21 protein-coding genes are annotated in these 20,571 nt (G+C 72.4%); 8 read left to right on the top strand and 13 right to left on the bottom strand.

The features are described from left to right. Positions 1–119: 119 nt before the first annotated feature. Positions 120–809 carry an aspartate/glutamate racemase family protein gene (locus ASG88_RS08610; protein ID WP_056887007.1) on the top strand — a complete coding sequence of 230 codons (690 nt, stop codon included), beginning with the start codon at positions 120–122 and terminating at the stop codon, positions 807–809. Positions 810–1,212: 403 nt separating this feature from the next. On the opposite strand, the gene ASG88_RS08605 is transcribed toward ASG88_RS08610, so the two are convergent. After that, positions 1,213–2,634: a M4 family metallopeptidase gene (locus tag ASG88_RS08605; RefSeq protein WP_056887006.1), complete on the bottom strand. Its 1,422-nt coding sequence runs from the start codon at positions 2,632–2,634 to the stop codon at positions 1,213–1,215. A 183-nt stretch (positions 2,635–2,817) separates the two neighbouring features. On the opposite strand from ASG88_RS08605, the gene typA reads away from it, so the two are divergent. Together typA and ASG88_RS08595 are read left to right on the top strand one after the other, a co-directional pair. Then, positions 2,818–4,707, top strand: a complete 1,890-nt coding sequence (gene typA, locus ASG88_RS08600; protein ID WP_056887005.1) for a translational GTPase TypA — start codon at positions 2,818–2,820, stop codon at positions 4,705–4,707. A gap of 13 nt (positions 4,708–4,720) precedes the next feature. Further along, the gene (locus ASG88_RS08595) at positions 4,721–5,395 is read left to right on the top strand and encodes a hypothetical protein (RefSeq protein ID WP_056887004.1); all 675 of its coding nucleotides are present in this window, start codon (positions 4,721–4,723) and stop codon (positions 5,393–5,395) included. Between the two features lie 45 nt (positions 5,396–5,440). Here the strand turns inward: ASG88_RS08595 and ASG88_RS08590 are convergent, their stop codons facing one another. The 4 genes from ASG88_RS08590 to ASG88_RS08575 all read right to left on the bottom strand — a co-directional run bounded on the left by ASG88_RS08590 (position 5,441) and on the right by ASG88_RS08575 (position 8,456). After that, a complete protein-coding gene (locus ASG88_RS08590) occupies positions 5,441–6,202 on the bottom strand; it encodes a MerR family transcriptional regulator (RefSeq protein ID WP_056887003.1) in 762 nt (253 codons plus the stop codon). Positions 6,203–6,221: 19 nt separating this feature from the next. Beyond that, the gene (locus ASG88_RS08585) at positions 6,222–6,980 is read right to left on the bottom strand and encodes an ABC transporter permease (protein WP_056887002.1); all 759 of its coding nucleotides are present in this window, start codon (positions 6,978–6,980) and stop codon (positions 6,222–6,224) included. After that, positions 6,977–7,756, bottom strand: coding sequence for an ABC transporter ATP-binding protein (locus ASG88_RS08580; RefSeq protein ID WP_056887001.1), 780 nt, complete (start codon positions 7,754–7,756; stop codon positions 6,977–6,979). The genes ASG88_RS08585 and ASG88_RS08580 overlap by 4 nt, the downstream gene beginning before the upstream one ends. A gap of 64 nt (positions 7,757–7,820) precedes the next feature. Continuing rightward, on the bottom strand, positions 7,821–8,456 hold the full coding sequence (locus tag ASG88_RS08575) for a hypothetical protein (RefSeq protein WP_056887000.1): 636 nt from the start codon (positions 8,454–8,456) through the stop codon (positions 7,821–7,823). 157 nt (positions 8,457–8,613) lie between these two features. Here ASG88_RS08575 and ASG88_RS08570 point away from each other — a divergent pair, with 157 nt between their 5' ends. Next, positions 8,614–9,774 carry an acyl-CoA dehydrogenase family protein gene (locus ASG88_RS08570; protein WP_056886999.1) on the top strand — a complete coding sequence of 387 codons (1,161 nt, stop codon included), beginning with the start codon at positions 8,614–8,616 and terminating at the stop codon, positions 9,772–9,774. A gap of 3 nt (positions 9,775–9,777) precedes the next feature. Here the strand turns inward: ASG88_RS08570 and ASG88_RS08565 are convergent, their stop codons facing one another. The 3 genes from ASG88_RS08565 to npdG are packed head-to-tail and all read right to left on the bottom strand — an operon-like array spanning position 9,778 to position 12,508. Further along, on the bottom strand, positions 9,778–10,383 hold the full coding sequence (locus ASG88_RS08565; protein ID WP_056886998.1) for a rhomboid family intramembrane serine protease: 606 nt from the start codon (positions 10,381–10,383) through the stop codon (positions 9,778–9,780). Between the two features lie 37 nt (positions 10,384–10,420). Then, a complete protein-coding gene (locus ASG88_RS08560; RefSeq protein ID WP_162259833.1) occupies positions 10,421–11,758 on the bottom strand; it encodes an MFS transporter in 1,338 nt (445 codons plus the stop codon). Between the two features lie 36 nt (positions 11,759–11,794). Beyond that, entirely contained in the window at positions 11,795–12,508 is a 714-nt protein-coding gene (npdG, locus tag ASG88_RS08555; protein ID WP_082600144.1) for an NADPH-dependent F420 reductase, read from the bottom strand. A gap of 116 nt (positions 12,509–12,624) precedes the next feature. Here npdG and ASG88_RS08550 point away from each other — a divergent pair, with 116 nt between their 5' ends. Beyond that, on the top strand, positions 12,625–13,149 hold the full coding sequence (locus tag ASG88_RS08550) for a type 1 glutamine amidotransferase domain-containing protein (protein ID WP_056886997.1): 525 nt from the start codon (positions 12,625–12,627) through the stop codon (positions 13,147–13,149). A 13-nt stretch (positions 13,150–13,162) separates the two neighbouring features. Here the strand turns inward: ASG88_RS08550 and ASG88_RS08545 are convergent, their stop codons facing one another. Beyond that, positions 13,163–13,855: a dihydrofolate reductase family protein gene (locus ASG88_RS08545; RefSeq protein WP_235534777.1), complete on the bottom strand. Its 693-nt coding sequence runs from the start codon at positions 13,853–13,855 to the stop codon at positions 13,163–13,165. Between the two features lie 31 nt (positions 13,856–13,886). On the opposite strand from ASG88_RS08545, the gene ASG88_RS08540 reads away from it, so the two are divergent. Continuing rightward, on the top strand, positions 13,887–14,789 hold the full coding sequence (locus ASG88_RS08540; RefSeq protein ID WP_056886995.1) for a dihydropteroate synthase: 903 nt from the start codon (positions 13,887–13,889) through the stop codon (positions 14,787–14,789). A 6-nt stretch (positions 14,790–14,795) separates the two neighbouring features. On the opposite strand, the gene ASG88_RS08535 is transcribed toward ASG88_RS08540, so the two are convergent. From ASG88_RS08535 to galE, 4 genes are all read right to left on the bottom strand, one after another. Next, a complete protein-coding gene (locus ASG88_RS08535; RefSeq protein ID WP_056886994.1) occupies positions 14,796–15,725 on the bottom strand; it encodes an alpha/beta hydrolase in 930 nt (309 codons plus the stop codon). A 67-nt stretch (positions 15,726–15,792) separates the two neighbouring features. Next, the gene (locus ASG88_RS08530; RefSeq protein ID WP_056886993.1) at positions 15,793–16,653 is read right to left on the bottom strand and encodes a hypothetical protein; all 861 of its coding nucleotides are present in this window, start codon (positions 16,651–16,653) and stop codon (positions 15,793–15,795) included. A 170-nt stretch (positions 16,654–16,823) separates the two neighbouring features. Next, the gene (locus ASG88_RS08525) at positions 16,824–17,540 is read right to left on the bottom strand and encodes an N-acetylmuramoyl-L-alanine amidase family protein (RefSeq protein ID WP_082600143.1); all 717 of its coding nucleotides are present in this window, start codon (positions 17,538–17,540) and stop codon (positions 16,824–16,826) included. Next, positions 17,540–18,553 (bottom strand): UDP-glucose 4-epimerase GalE, encoded by a 1,014-nt coding sequence (galE, locus tag ASG88_RS08520; RefSeq protein WP_056886992.1) that lies wholly within the window; start codon positions 18,551–18,553, stop codon positions 17,540–17,542. The genes ASG88_RS08525 and galE overlap by 1 nt, the downstream gene beginning before the upstream one ends. Before the next feature lie 62 nt (positions 18,554–18,615). On the opposite strand from galE, the gene gmd reads away from it, so the two are divergent. Continuing rightward, positions 18,616–19,596, top strand: coding sequence for a GDP-mannose 4,6-dehydratase (gmd, locus tag ASG88_RS08515; protein ID WP_056886991.1), 981 nt, complete (start codon positions 18,616–18,618; stop codon positions 19,594–19,596). Continuing rightward, positions 19,593–20,543, top strand: a complete 951-nt coding sequence (locus tag ASG88_RS08510; RefSeq protein WP_056886990.1) for a GDP-mannose 4,6-dehydratase — start codon at positions 19,593–19,595, stop codon at positions 20,541–20,543. Before gmd ends, ASG88_RS08510 begins: the two co-directional genes overlap by 4 nt. The last annotated feature ends 28 nt before the right edge of the window (positions 20,544–20,571 follow it).

The raw sequence follows: 20,571 nt of genomic DNA, 5'->3' as shown, positions 1-20,571 counted from the left end.
GTTCGCTGACGCGGGGGTCCACGCGGTTCGCTGCGCGGCGGTCCACGCGGCCCGCCGACGCCGGTGACACCCGGTCCACGGACCGGACCGGGGTCCGAGCGGCGTGCCAGACTGCACCCGTGCAGACCATCGGACTCATCGGCGGCATGAGCTGGGAATCCAGCCTGGTGTACTACCGCGACCTCAACGTCGGGGTGCAGGAACGGCTCGGCGGGCTCTCGTCCCCCAAGCTGGTGCTCAGCACCGTCGACTTCGCGGAGCTGACCCACCTCGAGGACGACGAGAAGTGGGACCAGATCGGCACCCTCCTCGCCGACGCCGCGGTCGGGGTCGAGCGCGCCGGCGCCGACTTCCTGATGCTGTGCACGACGACCTTCCACAAGGTCGCCGACCAGGTCGCCGAAGCCGTCGACATCCCGCTGCTGCACCTCGCCGACGTGGTCTCCGACGCGTGCACCGCGGCGGGCATGGACAAGGTCGCCTTCATCGGGACCACCGTCGCGATGAACGACCCGTTCTTCATCAGCCGGATCGCCGACGGCGGCCCCGAGGTCATCGTCCCGGACGCCCGACACCACGAGTGGCTCAACGACGCGATCTACGGCGAGCTGGTGCACGGCCGCATCGTCGACCGGACCCGCCGGCGCGTGGTCTCGCTCATCGACGAGCTGTGGGACGCGGGTGCCGGCGGTGTGCTGCTCGGCTGCACCGAGCTCGAGCTGCTCATCCGACAGGCCGACACCGAGCTGCCCGTCTTCCCTTGTACGACGCTGCACGTGCAGGCCGCGCTCGACCGCGCCCTGGCCTGAGAGAGTCGGCGGCGTCGGCTGACCCGCGCACCTGCGCACGTGCGCAGCTCTGAGGTGGGCCCGACGACCTTTGCCTGCGCACCCGCGCAGCTCTCCAGGCGGGGCCAACACGCCTTGCCTGCGCACCTGCGCAACTCTCAGGCGGGGCCAACACCCCTTACCTGCGCACCTGCGCAGGGAAGGCCCCAGGCGGCCTCGGCATAGCTGCGCACCCGTGCAGGGAAGACCCCGTGCCCCCTCTCCATAGCTGCGCACGTGCGCAACTCTCAGACGAGGACCACCCCGTCGCTCGCGCACCTGCGCGACCGAGCCCTCGGTCTCTTCTCCATAGCTGCGCACCTGCGCGACCAAGCCCTCCGTCCCCTCCCCATAGCTGCGCACCTGCGCAACACCCGAGCCACCCTCAGTGGGTGCCGTCGCCGGGTTCGAGGACCAGGCGGGCGAGCTCGGCCAGGTCGGAGGGCAGCGGCTCGCAGACCTCGGCCGTGCGGTCGCCGATCTCGAAGCGGTAGAGGTACATGTCGGGCATCGGCTTGCGCGGGGCCACCCCCGCCAGGTCGACGCGATCGGCAATGTCCGCGACGGCGGCCGCGCGCGGGTCGTCGCCGGCGAGGGCAAGGTCGACCTCACCCTCGGAGGTCCGGCCGGCAAAGCCGCCGCTGCGCCGCACCCGCACCACTCGCGCGCCCGCCGCAGGCGCCTCGGCCGACGCCCCCGGCGTGCTCCCGGCCGGCACCCCCGGCGCGCGCCCTGGCGATCCCGCGGGCGTCACCCCCACCTCCTCCCACGCCCCCCGCACGGCCTCGGCCCGGTCGCCGGCGCCGGCGCCGTCGCCGGCGCTGGCGGCCGCGATCGTGGCGGCGGCGAAGGACGCGAAGTCCGCGCGGGGTGACACGTCGCCGGAGGTGAGCGCGTCGTACCAGACCTGGCCGGCGCCCTCGAGGCTCGTACCGCCGAGCGCCACGGCGGCGAGGTGGAAGGCGCGGTTGGGAATGCCGGAGTTGATGTGCACCCCACCGTTGTCGTCGGTGGTCTCCACGAAGCGGTCCATGTGGTCGGGCTGGGGGTCGCGGCCGAGCTGAGGGTCGTCGTACGCCGTGCCGGGGGCGGCCATGTCGCGCAGCCCGCGCGCCTGCACGGCTGGCAGGAACAGGTCCTCGCCGATCAGCCAGCTGCCGGACGCCGCGTCCTGGCCGAGCAGCCGCTGCTTGAGGCAGATCGCGAAGACGTCGGACACCGACTCGTTGAGCGCGCCGGACTGGCCGCGGTAGACGAGCCCGGCGGTGGACTCGGTGACCGCGTGGGCGAACTCGTGGGCCAGCACGTCCACCGGCTTGGTGAACCGCTCGAAGATCTCCCCGTCACCGTCGCCGAAGACCAGCTGGGTGCCGTCCCAGAACGCGTTGTCGTAGTCGCGGCCGTAGTGGACGGTGATGCTCACCATCGCGCCCGCGTCGTCGTACGACGTGCGTCCGAGGCCCTCGGCGAACATCTCCAGGGTCGCGGTGATCCCCGCCGACGCCTCGTCGACGGCGACGTCGCCGGACGCGGGGGTGCCCGGGGTGCGCACGGCTCGCCCGGGCAGCACCTCGCGGTTGCCGGCAGTGTGGACCGTCCAGGCCGGCTGGTCCGCCGCGGCCGCCGGGGCGGCGACATCCGACCCCGGGCCGACGGCGGCCGCGCGGGCCGAGGCCGCCTGCTCACGACGGGCGCGGAAGGCCGCGTCGGCAGCGAGGGCATCGCCGGACCCGATCCGCTCGAGCACGTAGGGCGGCACGAAGGTGCAGGACGGGGCGGTGTGCTGGGTCTCCCGAGAAGAAGTCATGGGTCAGGCCTACCCCACCGGACCGACAGCGGGAAGGGCCCGGCAGAAGGGCTGCACGTCACACGCCGCCGAATCGGGCCCACGGCCCGGCGCCACTAGACTCGACGACGGCCCGGCTCCGGGTCACGGGCGCTGTGGACACCGCGCCCCGACATACCCCAGCGAAAGCGACGTCGTACTGCCATGCCCCAGAAGCGCTCCGACCTCCGCAACGTGGCGATCGTCGCCCACGTCGACCACGGCAAGACCACGCTCGTGGACGCCATGCTCCGCCAGGCCGGTGCCTTCACGGCCCACCAGGCCGAGAGCGTCGCCGAGCGGGTCATGGACTCCGGTGACCTCGAGCGCGAGAAGGGCATCACGATCCTCGCGAAGAACACCGCCGTGCACTACGCCGGTCCGGCGGGCGGCGGSGAGCCGATGGTCATCAACATCATCGACACCCCCGGCCACGCCGACTTCGGTGGCGAGGTCGAGCGCGGCCTGTCCATGGTCGACGGCATCGTGCTCCTCGTGGACGCCTCCGAGGGCCCGCTCCCCCAGACCCGCTTCGTGCTCCGCAAGGCGCTCAACGCCGACATGCCGGTGATCCTGGTCGTCAACAAGACCGACCGCAGCGACGCCCGCATCGCCGAGGTCGTCGAGGAGACCTACGAGCTGTTCATGGACCTGCTCGACGAGAGCCACAGCCAGGACGCGCTGGACTTCCCCGTCGTCTACGCGTCGGGTCGCGCCGGCATCGCCAGCCTCACCGCCCCCGAGGACGGCACGATGCCCGAGGGCAGCGACCTCGAGCCGCTCTTCAAGACGATCCTCGAGACCATCCCGGCGCCCGTCTACACCGAGGGCGCGCCGCTGCAGGCGCACGTCACCAACCTCGACGCCTCCCCCTTCCTCGGCCGGCTCGCGCTGGTCCGCGTCCACGAGGGCACCCTCAACAAGGGCCAGACCGTGGCGTGGATGCGTCGCGACGGGTCGGTCAAGAACGTCAAGATCACCGAGCTCCTCGTCACCGAGGGCCTCGAGCGCCAGCCCGGCCAGAGCGCGGGCCCCGGTGACATCGTCGCCGTCGCCGGCATCCCCGAGATCACCATCGGCGAGACCCTCGCCGACGCGGAGAACCCCGTCGCGCTGCCGCTCATCCACGTCGACGAGCCGGCCATCTCGATGACCATCGGCACCAACACCTCGCCGCTGGTCGGCCGCTACAAGGGCGGCAAGGTCACCGCCCGCCTGGTCAAGGACCGCCTCGACCAGGAGCTCGTCGGCAACGTGTCGCTGCGCATCCTCCCCACCGAGCGCCCCGACGCGTGGGAGGTGCAGGGCCGCGGTGAGCTGGCGCTGGCCATCCTCGTCGAGCAGATGCGCCGCGAGGGCTTCGAGCTCACCGTCGGCAAGCCGCAGGTGGTCACCAAGGAGATCAACGGCAAGGTGCACGAGCCGTTCGAGCGCCTGACCATTGACGCGCCCGAGGAGTACCTCGGCACGATCACCGAGCTCCTCGCCTCCCGCAAGGGCCGCATGGAGTCGATGACCAACCACGGCACCGGCTGGGTCCGGATGGAGTTCCTGGTGCCGGCGCGTGGCCTCATCGGCTTCCGCACCGAGTTCCTCACCGACACCCGCGGCACCGGCATCGCGCACGGCATCTCCGAGGGCTACGAGCCCTGGGCCGGCGAGATCCGCTCGCGCACCAACGGCTCGCTGGTGGCGGACCGCAAGGGTGCGGCGACGGCGTACGCCATGACCAACCTGCAGGAGCGCGGGATCATGTTCGTCGAGCCGACGACCGAGGTCTACGAGGGCATGATCATCGGCGAGAACTCCCGCGCCGACGACATGGACGTCAACATCACCAAGGAGAAGCAGCAGACCAACATCCGGTCCGCCACCTCCGACAACTTCGAGAAGCTCATCCCGCCGAAGAAGCTGTCCCTCGAGCAGTGCCTGGAGTTCTGCCGCGACGACGAGTGCGTCGAGGTCACGCCCGACTCGGTCCGCATCCGCAAGGTCGTGCTCGACGCCAACGCCCGCGCCAAGACCGCCTCGCACGCCCGCAAGGCCTCCAAGTAGGACCGCTGACCCGGTGACCGACCTCCCCGACTCCTCCCGCCCCGCCCCGGGCTCCGGCGACCTCGCCGGACGCCTGGCCGCGTGGCTGGAGGAGCTCGGCCTGGCCGACCAGCTCGCCGCGGCCGGCCTGCCGACGTACGAGCGCGACGACGCCGGCACGGTGCACTGGACGGACCCCGTCACCGGGGAGCCGCTCACGGACGACCGGCTCGCGGAGCTCGACGTGCTCCTGCGCTCGGAGGGCGACGACCCCACCCACGCCGTGCCGATCGCCCTGGTGCGGCTGCGCCGCGAGGGCAGGGTGCGGGCCGCGCTGCTCGACGGCGGCTGGGTGGACTACGCCGAGGTCGGCCGCCTGCGCGGGATCTCCGAGAACGCCGCCCGCTTCGCCCTGCACAAGGCCGCCGAGCGGCGGGCCGTGCTGCTGGTCCAGGACGAGGGCCGCACCCTCGTGCCCGCCTTCCAGCTCGACGAGCAGGGGCAGGTCCGGGCCGAGCTGGTGGCCGTCCTCGAGCCGCTGCTCGCGTCGGGCACCGACCCGTGGCGCACCTGGGCCTGGCTCGCCACCCCGGCTGCGCTGCTCGGCGGCGCGATCCCCCACGAGGCCGCGCGCGACCCCGAGGAGCTGCCGCTCGTGCAGCACGCGGCGGTCCGGCTGGCCGAGCGGGCACGGCCCGCGTCCCGCTGACGTACGACGCGCGCGCCGGCGGCGCTCTCGGTCCCGGTCGGCGCTTCAGCCGGTCGGCGTACGCCGGATGTTCGTCCACCCCGTGTAGCCACGCTCCTCGAGGAGTGCGAGCAGCCGCGCCGCGCACGGCACGGACGTGAGGAAGACCGAGTCGAGCAGGGCCGCGAGGTCGTCCGGCAACGCCTCCTCGCCCCACGCCTCGTCCGGAGCCTGGTCGAACTGCGCGGCCAGGCGGTCGGCGACGCCGTCCAGCCGGGGGTCGTCGGCGGGCCACCGGATGACCTCGGCGAGGTCGCGGTAGAGCTCCCGGACGGACGGGTCGTCGAGCTGCTGGTCCTTCATCTCCATGTAGAACGGCATCCGGTCCGGCAGCTGGGCGACCACCAGGATCCAGGCGTCGCGCTCCGCCTCGACCATGACCTCCGGCACGCCGACCCCGCGGAGCCGGTCCAGGTAGGCGACCGCCTCGGGCGGCAGCGCCAGGCTGTCGCCGGCCGCGAGCCGGACGATCCGCTCGCGGTGCTGCTGCCGCTCGCGGATCTCCGCCCGCAGCCGCCGATCGATCTCCTCCACCGCGGCGGCGAACTCGTCCTCGTCGGCCCCGAGCAGCTCGCGCACCCGCGACAGTGGCACGCCGGCGTCGGCCAGGACGCGGATCCGGACGAGGTCGACGACGGCCGCGGCGTCGTACCGCCGGTAGCCGGAGTGGTCGCGCTCGGGCTCGGGGAGCAGGCCCGTGGCGTGGTAGTGCCGGACCGCGCGCACCGTCACCCCGGCGTACGACGCGAGCTGGCCGATCGTCAGCATGGCCACAGTCTGGCGTCGCTCACGCGATCCGGCGACGGTAGGTGCGCATCGCGAGCGCCTGGGCGACGACGAGCAGGCCCACGCACCAGGTCACGGCGATCCACCCCTCGGTGCCGACCGGCTGCTCGGCGAAGAGGTTGCGGATGGTGTTGACGATCGGCGTGACCGGCTGGTGCTCGGCGAACCACTGCACCGGGGCCGGCATGCCCTCCGTCGGCACGAAGGCGGAGCTGATGAACGGCAGGAAGATCAACGGGTAGGAGAAGCCGCTCACGCCGTCGACCGTCTTGGCGGTGAGCCCGGGGATCACCGCCAGCCACGTGAGGGCCAGGGTGAAGAGGACGAGGATCCCCAGGACCGCCAGCCACGACAGCAGGCCGGCGCCCGTGCGGAAGCCCATCGCCACGGCGACCAGCACGACGAGGACGAGCGAGACCAGGTTGGCCACGACGGAGGTCAGCACGTGGCCCCACAGCACGGCCGAGCGGGCCACCGGCATCGACTGGAACCGCTCGAAGATGCCGCTGGAGACGTCGGTGAAGAGCCGGAACGCGGTGTAGGCGATGCCGGACGCGACGGTGATGAGCAGGATCCCGGGCAGCAGGTAGTCGACGTACGCGCCCTCGACCTCGATCGCACCTCCGAAGACGTAGACGAAGAGCAGCAGCATGGCGATCGGCGTGACGGCCGTGGTGATGATGGTGTCCGGGCTGCGCAGGATGTGTCGCAGGGACCGCTCGAGCAGCACGGTGGTGTCGTGCACGACGTGGGTGGTCATCGCTGGGCTCCTCCGTCCGGGGCGTCGCCGCCCACGATGGCGAGGAAGATGTCCTCGAGGCTGGGCTGCTTCTCGACGTACTCGACGGTGGCCGGCGGGAACAGCTGCCGCAGCTCGGCGAGGGTGCCCTCGGCGATGATCCGTCCCCCGTGCAGGACGGCGATCCGGTCCGCGAGGTGCTCGGCCTCCTCGAGGTGCTGCGTGGTGAGCAGCACCGTGGTCCCGCCGTCGGCGAGCTGGCGCACGGTCCTCCAGACCTCGTTGCGCGACTGCGGGTCCAGCCCCGTCGTCGGCTCGTCGAGGAAGAGCACGGGCGGGTCGCCGATCAGGCTCATGGCGATGTCGAGGCGACGCCGCATGCCTCCGGAGTACGTCGCCGCGCGCCGGTCGCCCGCGTCCTCCAGGTCGAAGCGGGCGAGCAGCCCGTCCGCGACCCCGCGCGGGTCCGGGAGACGTCGGAGCCGCGCGACGAGCACGAGGTTCTCCCGCCCGGTGAGGACCTCGTCGACGGCGGCGAACTGACCGGTGAGGCTGATCGACGCGCGGACGTCCGCGGCCTGGCTCGCGACGTCGTACCCGTGGACGGTGGCGGTGCCGCCGTCGGCGTGCAGCAGCGTCGACAGGATCCGCACGATGGTGGTCTTGCCGGCCCCGTTGGAGCCGAGCAGGGCCAGGACGGTGCCCGGCGGGACGCTCAGGTCGACGCCCCGGAGGACTGTGGCGTCGCCGAAGGACCGGGTCAGACCGGTGATCTCGATGGCTGGCGTGGTGGACATGGGACCAGCCTCCAGCCCTGACGCTGCGTCAGGGTCAAGCCCGATTCCCGGGCCTGTGGAGGGCTCAGCGCTCGCGGCCGACCCGGGCCAGCTGGAAGCGCTCGTTGGCGTGCACCGCCACCCCCATGAAGGCGACACCGACGACGATCGCGCCGATGGCGGCCAGCTGCGGGACGCGGCCGGTCAGCGGCAGCATCGCGACGTGCGTGAGGAGCAGGACCGGCACCCAGCGCGGGACCGTGCGCGCCCGGAGCATCCCGACGGCGAGCAGCGCCTCTCCGAGGTAGAAGCTGCCCACGAAGACGACCGTGAAGCCACGCAGCCCCGGGTCATCGCCGAGCAGGACCATCTCCGACTCGTCGATGATCCCGTTGACGGCCAGCGCCTGGAAGAACACCAGCAGCGCGCCGTACGCCGCCATCGCCAGCGTCGCGACGCCGAGCACCGTGGTGCCCGCGTAGCCGAACCGCCGACCGCGCCGGGGCAGCGCGAAGACGAACGTCGGCAGCCCGAGGCCCATCCCGACGGCGCAGAAGAAGAAGGCCGCCGCCGCCATGATCCAACGACCACCCTCGACCTGCGCGCTCTGGAGGAGGGCCATGTCGTCGGAGCTCATGGGGAGGCTCAGCGTGCCGAGGACCAGGGCGACCGCACCGCTCGCCAGGGCCGCCGCCGAGTACGGCAGCCAGTGGTCGTCCATGGTGCGCAACGTAGAGGTGACCAGACGAGCCGCGAGGCGGGTGATGGGCAAATGGCTCGGACGGACTACGCCGCCTAGGGTGATCGGCAGCGTGACCACCGTCACCGGTACAGCCCACTCGTCGCATCCTCAGCCACACCCCCGGGAGGACCACCGCATGACCGCCAGCCGCGTGCTGCCCACCGAGGAGGCGCGAGACCTCCTCGCCCTCACCCGCGAGATCGCGACCCGCGAGCTGGCCCCGCGCTCCGCGGAGGCCGAGGCGACCGAGACGTTCCCGCGCGACGTCTTCACGATGCTGGGCCGGGCCGGCCTGCTGGGGCTCCCCTACCCCGAGGAGCACGGTGGCGGCGGGCAGCCCTACGAGGTCTACCTCCAGGTGCTGGAGGAGATCGCCGCGGTGTGGTCGTCGGTGGGTGTCGGGGTCTCCGTGCACGCGCTGTCGTGCTTCGGGCTGTACTCGTTCGGCACCGAGGAGCAGAAGGCCGAGTGGCTGCCCGACATGCTCGGCGGGGACCTGCTCGGTGCCTACTGCCTGTCCGAGGCGCACGCGGGCTCCGACCCGGCGGCGATGCGTACGACGGCCCGGCGCGACGGCGACGACTACGTCCTCAACGGCGCCAAGGCCTGGACCACCCACGGCGGCCACGCCGACTTCTACAAGGTGATGGCCCGCACCTCCGACGACCGCAACGGCATCTCCTGCTTCCTCGTCCCGGCCTCGACCCCCGGGCTGGTCGCCGACCCGCCCGAGCGCAAGATGGGCCTCACCGGCTCGGCCACCGCCACCATGCGCTTCGACGACGTCCGCGTCCCGGCCTCGCGCCGGCTCGGCGAGGAGGGCGAGGGCCTGCGCATCGCCCTCGCCGGCCTCGACTCCGGTCGCCTCGGCATCGCCGCCGTGGCCGTCGGCCTTGCGCAGGGCGCCCTCGACGCCGCGGTCGCCTACGCCCGCGAGCGGGAGACCTTCGGCAAGCCGATCATCGAGCACCAGGGGCTGGCCTTCGTGCTGGCCGACATGGAGGCCGCGATCGTCTCGGCCCGCGCGACGGTGCTCCACGCCGCGCGGCTGCGCGACGCCGGCCAGCCCTTCTCCCGGGAGGCCTCGATCGCCAAGATGGTCGCCACCGACAACGCCATGAAGGTCACCACCGACGCCGTCCAGGTGCTCGGCGGCTACGGCTACACCCGCGACTTCCCGGTCGAGCGCTACATGCGCGAGGCCAAGGTCATGCAGATCTTCGAGGGCACCAACCAGATCCAGCGGATGGTCATCTCCCGCTCGCTCGCCAAGGACAACGCCGGCACGATCCGCTGACGCTCAGCCGACGTAGCGGTCGACCGGCTCGCCCCGGCGACCACCGGACAGCCACCAGGCGGCGAGCACCCCGCCGATCGCGCCGAAGAGGTGGCCCTGCCAGGAGATCCCGGGCTGGCCGGGGAGCACGCCCCACAGCGCCCCGCCGTACGCCATCAGCACCGCGATCCCGACCAGGATCTGGCCGGGGCGACGGGTGACGAAGCCGCGCACGATGAGGTAGGTGAGCCACCCGAAGACCAGCCCGGACGCCCCGAGGTGGACGGTCCCGACGCCGCCGAAGAGCCACGTCCCGACCCCGGCGACGACCCAGACGAGCGTCGTGACCGCCGCCCACCGGGCGACGCCGGAGAGCAGGATCAGGAAGCCGAGCACCAGCAGCGGCAGGCTGTTGGCGATGAGGTGACCGAAGCCGGCGTGCAGCAGCGGCGCGAACGCGATCCCGCTCAGCCCGTCGCTGTATCCCGGCCGGATGCCCTCCGCGTCGAGCCGGTTGCCCAGCAGGGTGTCGACGATCTCCGCGACCCACAGCACCGCCACGAACCCGAGGCTCCACGCACCGGCCTGCCCCCAGGACGGGGACGTGCGGGTGAGGGCGGGCGTGGTCATGCCATCGAGAGTACGAGGCTGCCGGGAACCCGAGCGGTCAGCGCGAGCGCCGCAGGTCCGGCACCAGCGCGAGGAGCCCGACGGCCGGGAGCACGGCGAGCACGGCGAGGCTCCCGGGGATCCCGATGACCTCGCCGAGCCCGGCGACCACGGCCGAGCCGACGCTGCCGCCGACGAGGAAGAGCAGGGTGGCGATGCCCAGGGCCACGCCACGGACGTCGGCGTGCACCGCGTCACCGACCAGCGCGGTGAGGGCGGGCTGGCCGAGCCCGAACGACACGGTCGCCAGGGCGACCGCGATGCCCACCGGGACGGGCGCGACGAGCTGGGTGCCGAGCGCGGCGAGGAGCATGGTCAGGGCGGCCACGACGCCGCTGACCGCCAGGCTCCAGGAGCCCCCGATCCGGTCGAGCAGCGGGCCGGCGAATCGCGGGACGAGCATGGCGATCACCGCGCTCGGCACGAGCAGCAGCCCGACCTCCCACGGCTCCCAGCCGGCGTTGACCAGGACGGCCGGGACACCGATGAGCAGGGCGAACCACGACGCCGGGATCGACGCCGCCGCGACCGCCGAGCGGACCACCTTGCCGTTGCGGATGACGGCCATCGGCAGGAAGCCGTGCGGCTTGCGGCGCACCCGCATCGCGACGAGCGGGGCGCCGAGGAGCAGCATCAGCGCACCGGCGACGGCGATCGCGAGCCCGCTGGTCGGGGACTGCACGAGCAGCACCAGCCCGCCCGAGGTGACCGCGACGAGCACGGCCCCGATGATGTCGAGCCGCGCGCCGGTGCCGCCGCCGGCCAGCGCGTGCCAGAGGAACGGGATCACGACCACGCCGAGGATCGGCAGCGCCATCACCGCGCGCCAGCCCAGCGAGTGCTCGACGACCCCGCCCACCAGCGGCCCCAGGCAGCTGATCGCCGCGGCGGTCCCGGCGAGCCGACCGAGGGCCAGCCCGCGCACCGACCCGGCGTACCGCGCGCTCAGCGCCGCCACCCCGAGCGTCGGCACGGCCGCCGCTCCGGCGCCCTGGAAGAGCCGGGCGACGAGCAGCACCTCGAAGGTCGGGGCCAGGGCCGCCGAGAGCGCGCCGACCGTCATCAGGGTGATGCCGAAGACGAGCGGGAGGCGTACGCCGACCAGGTCGCTGACCCGGCCGTAGACGGCCGTCGTCACGGCGAGCATCAGGACGTAGAGGCTGATGCTCCACGCAGCCGTCCCGACGCTCACCCCGAGGTCGGGCGCCATCAACGGCAGGGCTACGGCCGCGGACGACGAGCCCATGCCGGCGAGGCCGAAGAGGAGACCCAGCAGCACGGACACCCGACGGGAGTCGTCGGGTGCCTGCACGGGGGTCGTCACTGTCTGGGCCACGTCCGGTCGCAACACCTCCCGGCGTGGTCGCATTCCTCAGACGTCGGTGACGCGCAGCCCTGCGTGGCACTTGTAGCGCCGGTTGATGGCGATCAGGTTGGCCGTGAGGGCCTCGACCTGGTGCGCGTTGCGCAACCGTCCGCCGTACAACCCGCGCATGCCGGGGACGACGTCGGCGAGCTCCTGGACCAGCGTGGTGGCCTCGCGGTCGTCGCCGAGGACGAGGACGTCGGTCTCGACGCGCTCCACGGCCGGGTCCTCGAGGAGCACGGCCGAGACGTTGTGGAAGGCGCCGACGACGCGGGACTCGGTGAGGATCGCGGCGGCCTGCTGGGTCGCCGACCCCTCCTCGACCTGCAGCGCGTAGGGCCCCTGCTTGTCGAAGCCGAGCGGGTTGACGCAGTCGACGACGACCTTGCCGGCCAGGGTCTCGCGGAGCGACTCGAGCAGCTCCCGGTGCCCGTCCCACGGTACGACGACCAGCACGACGTCCGCGGCGGCCGCGGCGTCGGCGTTGCTCGCCCCGGACACGGGAATGCCGAGGGCCGAGGACAGCTCGGCGGCGGTCGCCTCGGCCTTCTCGGCCGTGCGGCTGCCGAGCACCACGGTCAGCCCGGCGGTGGCGAAGCGGCGGGCCAGTCCGCGGCCCTGGGGGCCGGTACCACCGAGGACGGCGATGGTCTGGTCCCCGATGCGCGGAGCGGCGGATACTGCGTCGGCGGAGGCGGGCGGCGTGGTGTCGTCGGTCACGCGGTGAGGCTAGCGCCCGCCGCCCCATGGGGTTCTGAGCCGCCACCCACCGGCCGTGGCCCCGCCCCACCCGCAGGTGTGTTGTCCGGCCCCTCCCCGCGAGACACCGTGGAGGCATGACCAAGCGCATCGCATTCCTGACCGCATCCAAGGGCATCGAGGCCGTCGAGCTCACCGACCCGTGGGACGCCGTGACCGGCGCCGGCCACACGGCCGAGCTGCTGTCTCCCGAGTCCGGTGAGGTCCAGCTCTTCAACCACCTCGACAAGGCCGAGACCCGCACCGTGGACACGACCGTCGCCGACGCCTCCGTCGACGACTACGACGCCCTCGTCCTCCCCGGCGGCGTCGCCAACCCCGACGCCCTCCGGATGGACGAGAAGTCCGTCGCGTTCATCAAGGCGTTCGTCGACTCGGGCAAGCCCGTCGCCGCGATCTGCCACGCCCCGTGGACCCTCGTCGAGGCCGGCGTCCTGTCCGGCAAGCGGGTCACCTCGTGGCCCAGCCTGCAGACGGACATCCGCAACGCGGGCGGCGACTGGGTGGACGAGGAGGTCGTCGAGGACGGCAACCTCATCACCTCGCGCAACCCCGACGACCTGCCCGCCTTCAGCAAGGCGCTGCTCTCCGCCCTGGGCTGAGCAAGACGGGAGATCAGCTGCTGCGGCCGCCGGCAACCAGCCAGCGGCCCAGCAGCGTCCCCTCCTCCTCCAGCAACGAGTGGGGAGTCAGCGACACGTCGAGGTCCGCGCCGGCGGTGATCCGGGTGAAGTCCCCGCCCAGCAGCCGCGGCACGATGGTGAGGCACAGCTCGTCGACGACCCCGGCCTCGAGCGCAGCGGCGAAGAGCCCCGGCCCGCCCTCGCACAGCTGGTCGACCCAGCCCCGCGCGGCCAGCCGCGCCTTGAGCTCCACGAGGTCCACCGAGTCCTCCCCCAGCACGAGCACCTGCTCGTCCCCGAGCAGCGACCTCGACTCGGCCAGCCCGTCGGCCGACGCGGTCGTCGCCATCAGGATCCGCCCCTCGGGGGCCTCGCGCAGGTTCTCGGGCACCTCCCCCGACCGGGACACGACGACCAGCGGGATCTTCGGGACGTCGTACTCCTCGTCGCGCAGCGTCCCCGCCCCCACCACCAGGCAGTCGGCGTTGCGCCGCAGGGCGTCGAAGACCCGCTTGTCGACGGCGTTGTTGATGCTCGTGCTGAGGCCGTCGCCGCCCTGGGCGGCGCCGTCGACGGTGCTGACGAAGTTGACCCGCAGCCACGGCTCGGCCAGCGGCGCATAGGCCTGCGTCAGCTCGTCGTCGCTCAGGTCGGACAGGTGCGGCAGGGCCAGAGGAGAGGTCACGCGTTCCATCCTGCCGCCTACAGTCTGAGGCGTGATCACCCTTGCGGACCTCGCCGCCCTCTCCGCGCAGTACGGCGACGCCTGGTCCGCGCCCGTCGAGCCCGTCGTCCTCGACAGCCCGGCCGGTGAGGTGGTCATCGGCGACGGCCCGGTGACCCTGATGGGCTGCGTCAACCTGTCCCGCGACTCGACCTACCGCGAGAGCGTGGCGACGAGCCCCGACGACGCCGTCCGGATGGGCCGCATCCAGGCCGCCCAGGGCGCCGCGATCATCGACCTCGGCGCCGAGTCGAGCAACGCGCAGGCGGCCCGCGTCTCCCCCGAGGACCAGGTCAAGGCGCTCGTCCCGGTCGTCGAGCAGCTCGCCACCGAGGCCGTCGTCTCCGTCGAGACCTACGAGCCCACCGTGGTCGCCGCCTGCCTCGACGCCGGCGCGCGCATCCTCAACATGACCGGCCGCGAGCACGAGGACGCCATGCTCACCCTCGCCGCGGAGTACGACGCCGCGGTGGTGATGTGCTTCGGCGAGACCGCCAACGTGCGCGAGGCCTCCGACGTGCCGCCGGACGCCGACCCGATGCCGGTGCTGATGGAGCACTTCGGCGCGCGCATCGAGCGAGCCCGCGAGCTGGGCGCCACCAAGGTGGTCGTCGACCCCGGGATGGGCTTCCACTACGGCAACCTGGTCGACCCGCTGACCCGCTCGCGGCACCAGACCCGGGTGCTGTCCCAGACCTTCCGGCTGCGACCGCTGGGCGTGCCGGTGTGCAACGTGCTGCCGCACACCTACGACATCTTCGGCGACGAGTTCCGCAAGGCCGAGGGCTTCTACGCCGTCTTCGCGGCCCTCGGCGGCACCCACCTGCTGCGGGTGCACGAGGTGCCACACCTCCGGGTCGTGCTCAGCGCGCTGCGCTCCCTCGAGGTGCGCTGAGGCACCTCAGCGGCGCAGCAGCGCCCCGAAGCGCGCGTTCATGTCGGTCACCGCGTCGGCGGCCGCCGCGGAGAACGGGCCCATGTCGACGAAGCCGTGGATCATCCCGTCGTAGCGGACCTGCTCGACGGTGACGCCGGCGGCGCGCAACGCCTCGGCGTACGCCTCGCCCTCGTCGCGGAGCGGGTCGAACTCGGCGGTGACGACGAGCGCCGGGGCCACCTCGGCGTGGTCGCCGTGCAGCGGCGCGATCCGGTGCAGCTCGGCGGCGAGGTCGGTGTCGGCCGGGACGTAGTGGTCGCTGAACCACTGCATCATCTTCGCGGTGAGGAAGAGGCCCTCGCCGTTCTCCGCCTTGGAGGGGTAGTCGCCGACGCCGTCGGTGGCGGGGTAGATCAGCATCTGGGCGGCGAGCACGTCGCCGAGGTGCTGGGCGACGACGGCCGAGAGGTTGCCGCCGGCGCTGTCTCCGCCGACGGCCAGCTGCTCGCCGCCGCCGAGGTCGGCGAGGTGGGCCGCGGCCCACTCGGTGGCCGTCAGTGCGTCCTCGAGGCCGGCCGGGAACGGGTCCTCGGGCGCCAGCCGGTAGTCGACGCTCAGCACCGCGAGGTCGGCGTCGCGACAGAGGCGGCGACACGTCTGGTCGTGGGTGTCGAGGTCGCCGACGACGAAGCCGCCGCCGTGGAGGTAGACCAGCGTCGGCCACGGCCCGTCGCCCTCCGGCTTGTAGAGCCGCGCGTCGCGCTCGCCCGCCCCGCCGGGCACCGTGAGGTCCTCGACCGAGCCGACCGGCACGACGTCCTCGGGCTTGACCATGTCGACCGACATGGCCCGCATGCCCAGGCGCGCCATGGCCGGGGTCCCCTCCTCCATCGGCGGGTAGCCCGCCGACTCGATGAAGGCGAGCATGTCCTTGAGCTGCGGGTCGAGAGGCATGGCGCCAACCTAGTGCGCACCGGCGAGGCAGTTGGTGAAGTACGTCGCGCGCGCCACGCTCAGCGCGTCACGACGACCGGGGAACTGCCTCGGCTGTGCGCAGGTGTACGACGTCGACCAGGACGTCGTGCACGTAGCCCGGCTCGGACATCGCGTGCTCCCAGGCGAAGCGCAGGACGACCCAACCCCGGCGTCCGCCCTCGGTGTAGCGACGGATGTCCTTGCGCAACGCCGCCCGGTCGCTGTGGAACTCGTAGGAGTCGCACTCGACCAGGATCCTGAGTCGCCGGTCCGCCAGATCCACCCGGCCGACGCCCTCGACCCGCACCTGGGGTTGCACGTCGAGCCCGTCGACGCCGTGGCAGATCGCGCGTACGCACGACTCAAACGGGTTGGCCGCTCGTCCGTCGGCCCGGGAGGCGACCTCGACCGCCCTCGACCGCCCCGTGCGCGGTGAGCGAGCGGCGGCAGCCAACAACTGCTCGCGGGTCACGCTGCCCGAGCGCAGGGCGGAGTCCGCGACGCACAGCGCCTCGTCGTACGCATAGGTGCGCGCGCAGTCGATGACGGTGCGGACCGGCGTGGCGAAGCCCTCCCGTCGCTCGTGAAGGGGCACGGTCCCCCAGTGCAGATCGGCATCGACGTCGGGTCGCTGCCGGTTGCGCGCGATGGTGACGCAGGGCCGGTCCGGCACCTGCTTGACCTTCCACCCGTGGTGACCGGCCGCGCTGAGGTGAGTGGCGACACCCCCGGCCGCGACAGCCGCCGCGCGCGCTCCCTCGGACGACAGGCCGTAGGTGCCCCGCCTCAGCCGCACGATCTCCCCGGCCGCGAGAGCCGCATCGATCTCGCGCCGGCTGGCCAGCCCGCGCAGCGCGGCGTACTCGAGGACGCCACCGAACATGCGGACGGCCTCGGCAGGGTTCATGGCTCGACCCTGCCCGGCGCCGATGCCTCCCGCACCTCGTCATCCACAGGCCTCGGACGTCGATCGGCGCGTGCACGGACGAGGCAGTTCGCAGCGCCTGGGTCCGAGCCCCGCCGAAGCCACGCCCCGTCGGCAGCGAGCCGGGCCGAACTGCCTCGACAGTGCTCGGCTCAGCGCAGGAAGCGGCGGATCCCTGTCAGCAACGCCGAGGCGTACGCCGCGCGTCCGCGCGCCGACGTCATCCGGCGGGCGTCGTCGGGGTGGCGCATGTTGCCGAGCTCGACCATCACGGTCGGCACGTCGGAGAGGTTGAGCGTGCCGAGGTCGGAGCGGACGTCGAGACCGTCTCCCCCGGCGATGTAGTTGGCCACCGGCACCCCCGAGCGCGCCAGCCCGCGGCGCACCGACCGGGCCAGGGCCATGGAGGGGCGGGCGATGTCGCCGGTCCAGCCCGCCCGCGCGGCGGGCGCGATGACGTGGAAGCCACGGGCCCCGGCGGCGTACGACCCGTCGCCGTGGATGCTCACCTTGAGGTCCGCGTCGATCCTGTTGCCCACCCGCCCGCGGACGTCGACGCACGGCCCCCACCGGTCGGCACGGTTGCTGGTCCGGGTCATCACCACGGAGGCCCCGAGGTCGACCAGTCGTGCGCGCAGCTGCCGGGAGACCTGCCAGTTGAGCGTGGCCTCGGGATAGCCGCCGTCGGTCGCGGTCCCGGTCGAGTTGCAGGGCTTGGTGAAGCCACCCGCGGGCACCGGCCGGCTGATCTCCGCCGGGAAGTTGGCGTTGCCGAGCTGGTGGCCGGGGTCGAGGACCACCGTCGTGCCGGCCAGCGGCCCGGACGCGACCAGCGCAGTGGCGACGGACAGCCCGAGGGTGGCCAGCATCAGCTGGTGTAGCCCTCGGGGTTCTGCGACTGCCAGCGCCAGGTGTCGGCGCACATCTCCTCGACCGACCGGGTGGTGCGCCAGCCGAGCTCGACGTTGGCCTTGGACGGGTCGGCGTACGACGACGCGACGTCGCCGGGGCGACGGGGCACGACCTCGTAGGGCAGCTCGCGCCCGACGGCCTTCTCGAAGGCTCTCAGCAGCTCGAGGACGCTGGTGCCGTGGCCGGAGCCGAGGTTCCAGACGCTGACCGGCTCGCCGGTGGTGGTGAGCTTCTCCAGCGCGGCGATGTGGCCGGCGGCGAGGTCCTCGACGTGGATGTAGTCGCGGACGCCGGTGCCGTCGGGGGTGTCGTAGTCGTCGCCGAAGATGCTCAGCTTGTCGCGACGCCCGACCGCCACCTGCGCGATGTAGGGCATCAGGTTGTTGGGCGTGTCGGACGGGTCCTCGCCGATGGTGCCGGAGACGTGCGCGCCGACCGGGTTGAAGTAGCGCAGCAGCGCGATGCGCATGTGCGGCGCCGCGAGGGCCACGTCGGTGAGGATCTGCTCCTGCATGACCTTGGTCCAGCCGTAGGGGTTCGTCGCGAACGTGCGACGGTCCTCGGTCGCGCCGGCCTGGTCGGTGCCGTAGACGGTCGCACTGGAGGAGAAGACGAGCTTGTCGACGTCGTAGCGCTTCATGGCCCGGACCAGGGAGAACGTCGAGCCGAGGTTGTTCTCGTAGTAGTCGAGCGGCTTCTCCACGCTCTCGCCGACCGCCTTGAAGCCGGCGAAGTGGATGACGGCGTCGAAGCCCTCGGCGGCGAAGAGGTGCTCGGTCTTGTCGTAGTCGCGCAGGTCGAAGGAGTGCATCGGCAGGCTGGTGCCGGTCAGCGCCTCGAGGCGGCCCAGCACGGTGGGCTGGGAGTTGCTGAAGTTGTCGACGATCACCACGTCGTGGCCGGCCTGGACGAGCTGGATGGCGGTGTGCGAGCCGATGTAGCCGGTGCCGCCGCTGACGAGGATCTTCATGCCGCGCACCCTACCGACGCCCGCGGGTCATTCCATTGCGTAGGGCTGGCACAATCGCGGCCATGCCTACCGCACTCATCACCGGGATCACCGGTCAGGACGGCCTCTACCTGTCGGAGCTCCTGCTGTCGAAGGGGTACGAGGTCCACGGCATCATCCGCGGCCAGAACAACCCCCGCCGACGGCTCGTGGAGACCCTGGTCCCGGGCGTCCAGCTCCACAACGGCGACCTCACGGACCTGTCCAGCCTGATGCGGGGGCTGCGGGACTCGCAGCCGGACGAGGTCTACAACCTCGGAGCGGTCAGCTTCGTGGCCTACTCGTGGGAGAACGCGTTCGTCACCAGCGACGTGACCGGGATGGGCGTCCTCAACATGCTCGAGGCGGTGCGCCTGCACGCCGGCGACGACCCGTCGTCTGTGCGGTTCTACCAGGCGTCGAGCTCGGAGATGTTCGGCAAGGTCCAGCAGGTGCCGCAGTCCGAGGAGACCCTGCTGTGGCCGCGCTCGCCGTACGGCGTGAGCAAGGTCTACGGCCACTACATGACCATCAACTACCGCGAGTCCTACGGCATGCACGCCAGCTCCGGCATCCTCTTCAACCACGAGTCGCCGCGTCGCGGCGAGGAGTTCGTGACCCGCAAGGTGAGCAAAGCCGTGGCCGCCATCACGCTGGGTCTCCAGGACGAGATCGTGATGGGCAACCTCGACGCCCGCCGCGACTGGGGCTTCGCCGGCGACTACGTCAACGCGATGTGGCTGATGCTCCAGCAGGAGGAGGCCGACGACTACGTCATCTCCACGGGCGAGACGCACTCCATCGAGGAGCTGCTCACGGTGGCCTTCGGCCACGTGGGTATCGACGACTGGAAGCAGTACGTCCGGCAGGACCCACGCTTCATGCGCCCGGCCGAGGTCGACCTCCTCATCGGAGATGCGACCAAGGCCCGCACCAGGTTGGGCTGGCAGCCCGAAGTCGGCTTCGAGGAGCTCGTCCGGATGATGGTCGACTCCGACCTCGCGGCACTCAAGGCTGGCTGGTGACGCGAGCCCTGGTCACCGGCGTCGGCGGCCAGGACGGCACCTACCTCGCCGAGCGCCTGCTGACCGACGGGGTCGAGGTGCACGCGCTGGTGCTGGAGTCCGACGCCCGCCCGGTCCACTGTCCCGACGACGTGGTGCTGCACGTGGGGGACGTGGGGGACATACAGGCCACCCGACGGCTGGTGCTCGACCTGGCCCCCGATGAGGTCTACAACCTGGCTGCGATCAGCTCGGTCGCGCAGTCGTGGGAGCACCCTGACCTGGTGAGCCGGGTCAACGGGATGGCACCGGTGGCGCTGCTGGAGAGCGCCCGCCTGCTGCAGGAGCGCGGCCACGACGTCCGCGTCGTCCAGGCCTCCAGCGCGGAGATCTTCGGTGAGCCCGACCGTTCCCCGCAGGACGAGGACACCTGGGTGCGACCCCTCAACCCGTACGGCGCGGCGAAGGCCTACGCGCACCTCGCGGTCGGCGTGAGCCGGCAGCGAGGGCTGCACGCGTCGAGCCTGGTGCTCTACAACCACGAGTCGCCGCGGCGCCCGGCGCAGTTCGTCACCCGCAAGATCTCCTCGACCGTGGCCGCCATCGCGCAGGGTCGCGCGGACCAGCTGGTGCTCGGCAACCTCGACGCTCGCCGCGACTGGGGCTGGGCCCCGGACTACGTCGACGCGATGGTCCGTGCCGCTCGCGCCGACACACCGCGCGACTACGTCATCGCCACCGGCGAGAGCCATACGGTCGGCGACTTCGTGGCCGCAGCCTTTGCCGCTGCCGGGGTCGATGACTGGCAAGCCCTGGTGCACACGGACCCGGCCTTCGTCCGCCCTGCCGACCCCACCGAGCTCGTCGGGGACTCGTCGCTGGCCCGGGAGACTCTCGGCTGGTCCCCCACTGTCAGGTTCGTCGACGTGGTCGCGCGGATGGTCGCGGCCGACCTCGAGCGGCCCTGAACACCCGGTTTCGGGTCTCACCACTTGT

The organism is Nocardioides sp. Soil777, assembly GCF_001428425.1.
Taxonomy (GTDB): domain Bacteria; phylum Actinomycetota; class Actinomycetes; order Propionibacteriales; family Nocardioidaceae; genus Nocardioides; species Nocardioides terrigena.
This window is presented reverse-complemented; position numbering and strand designations above follow the sequence as displayed.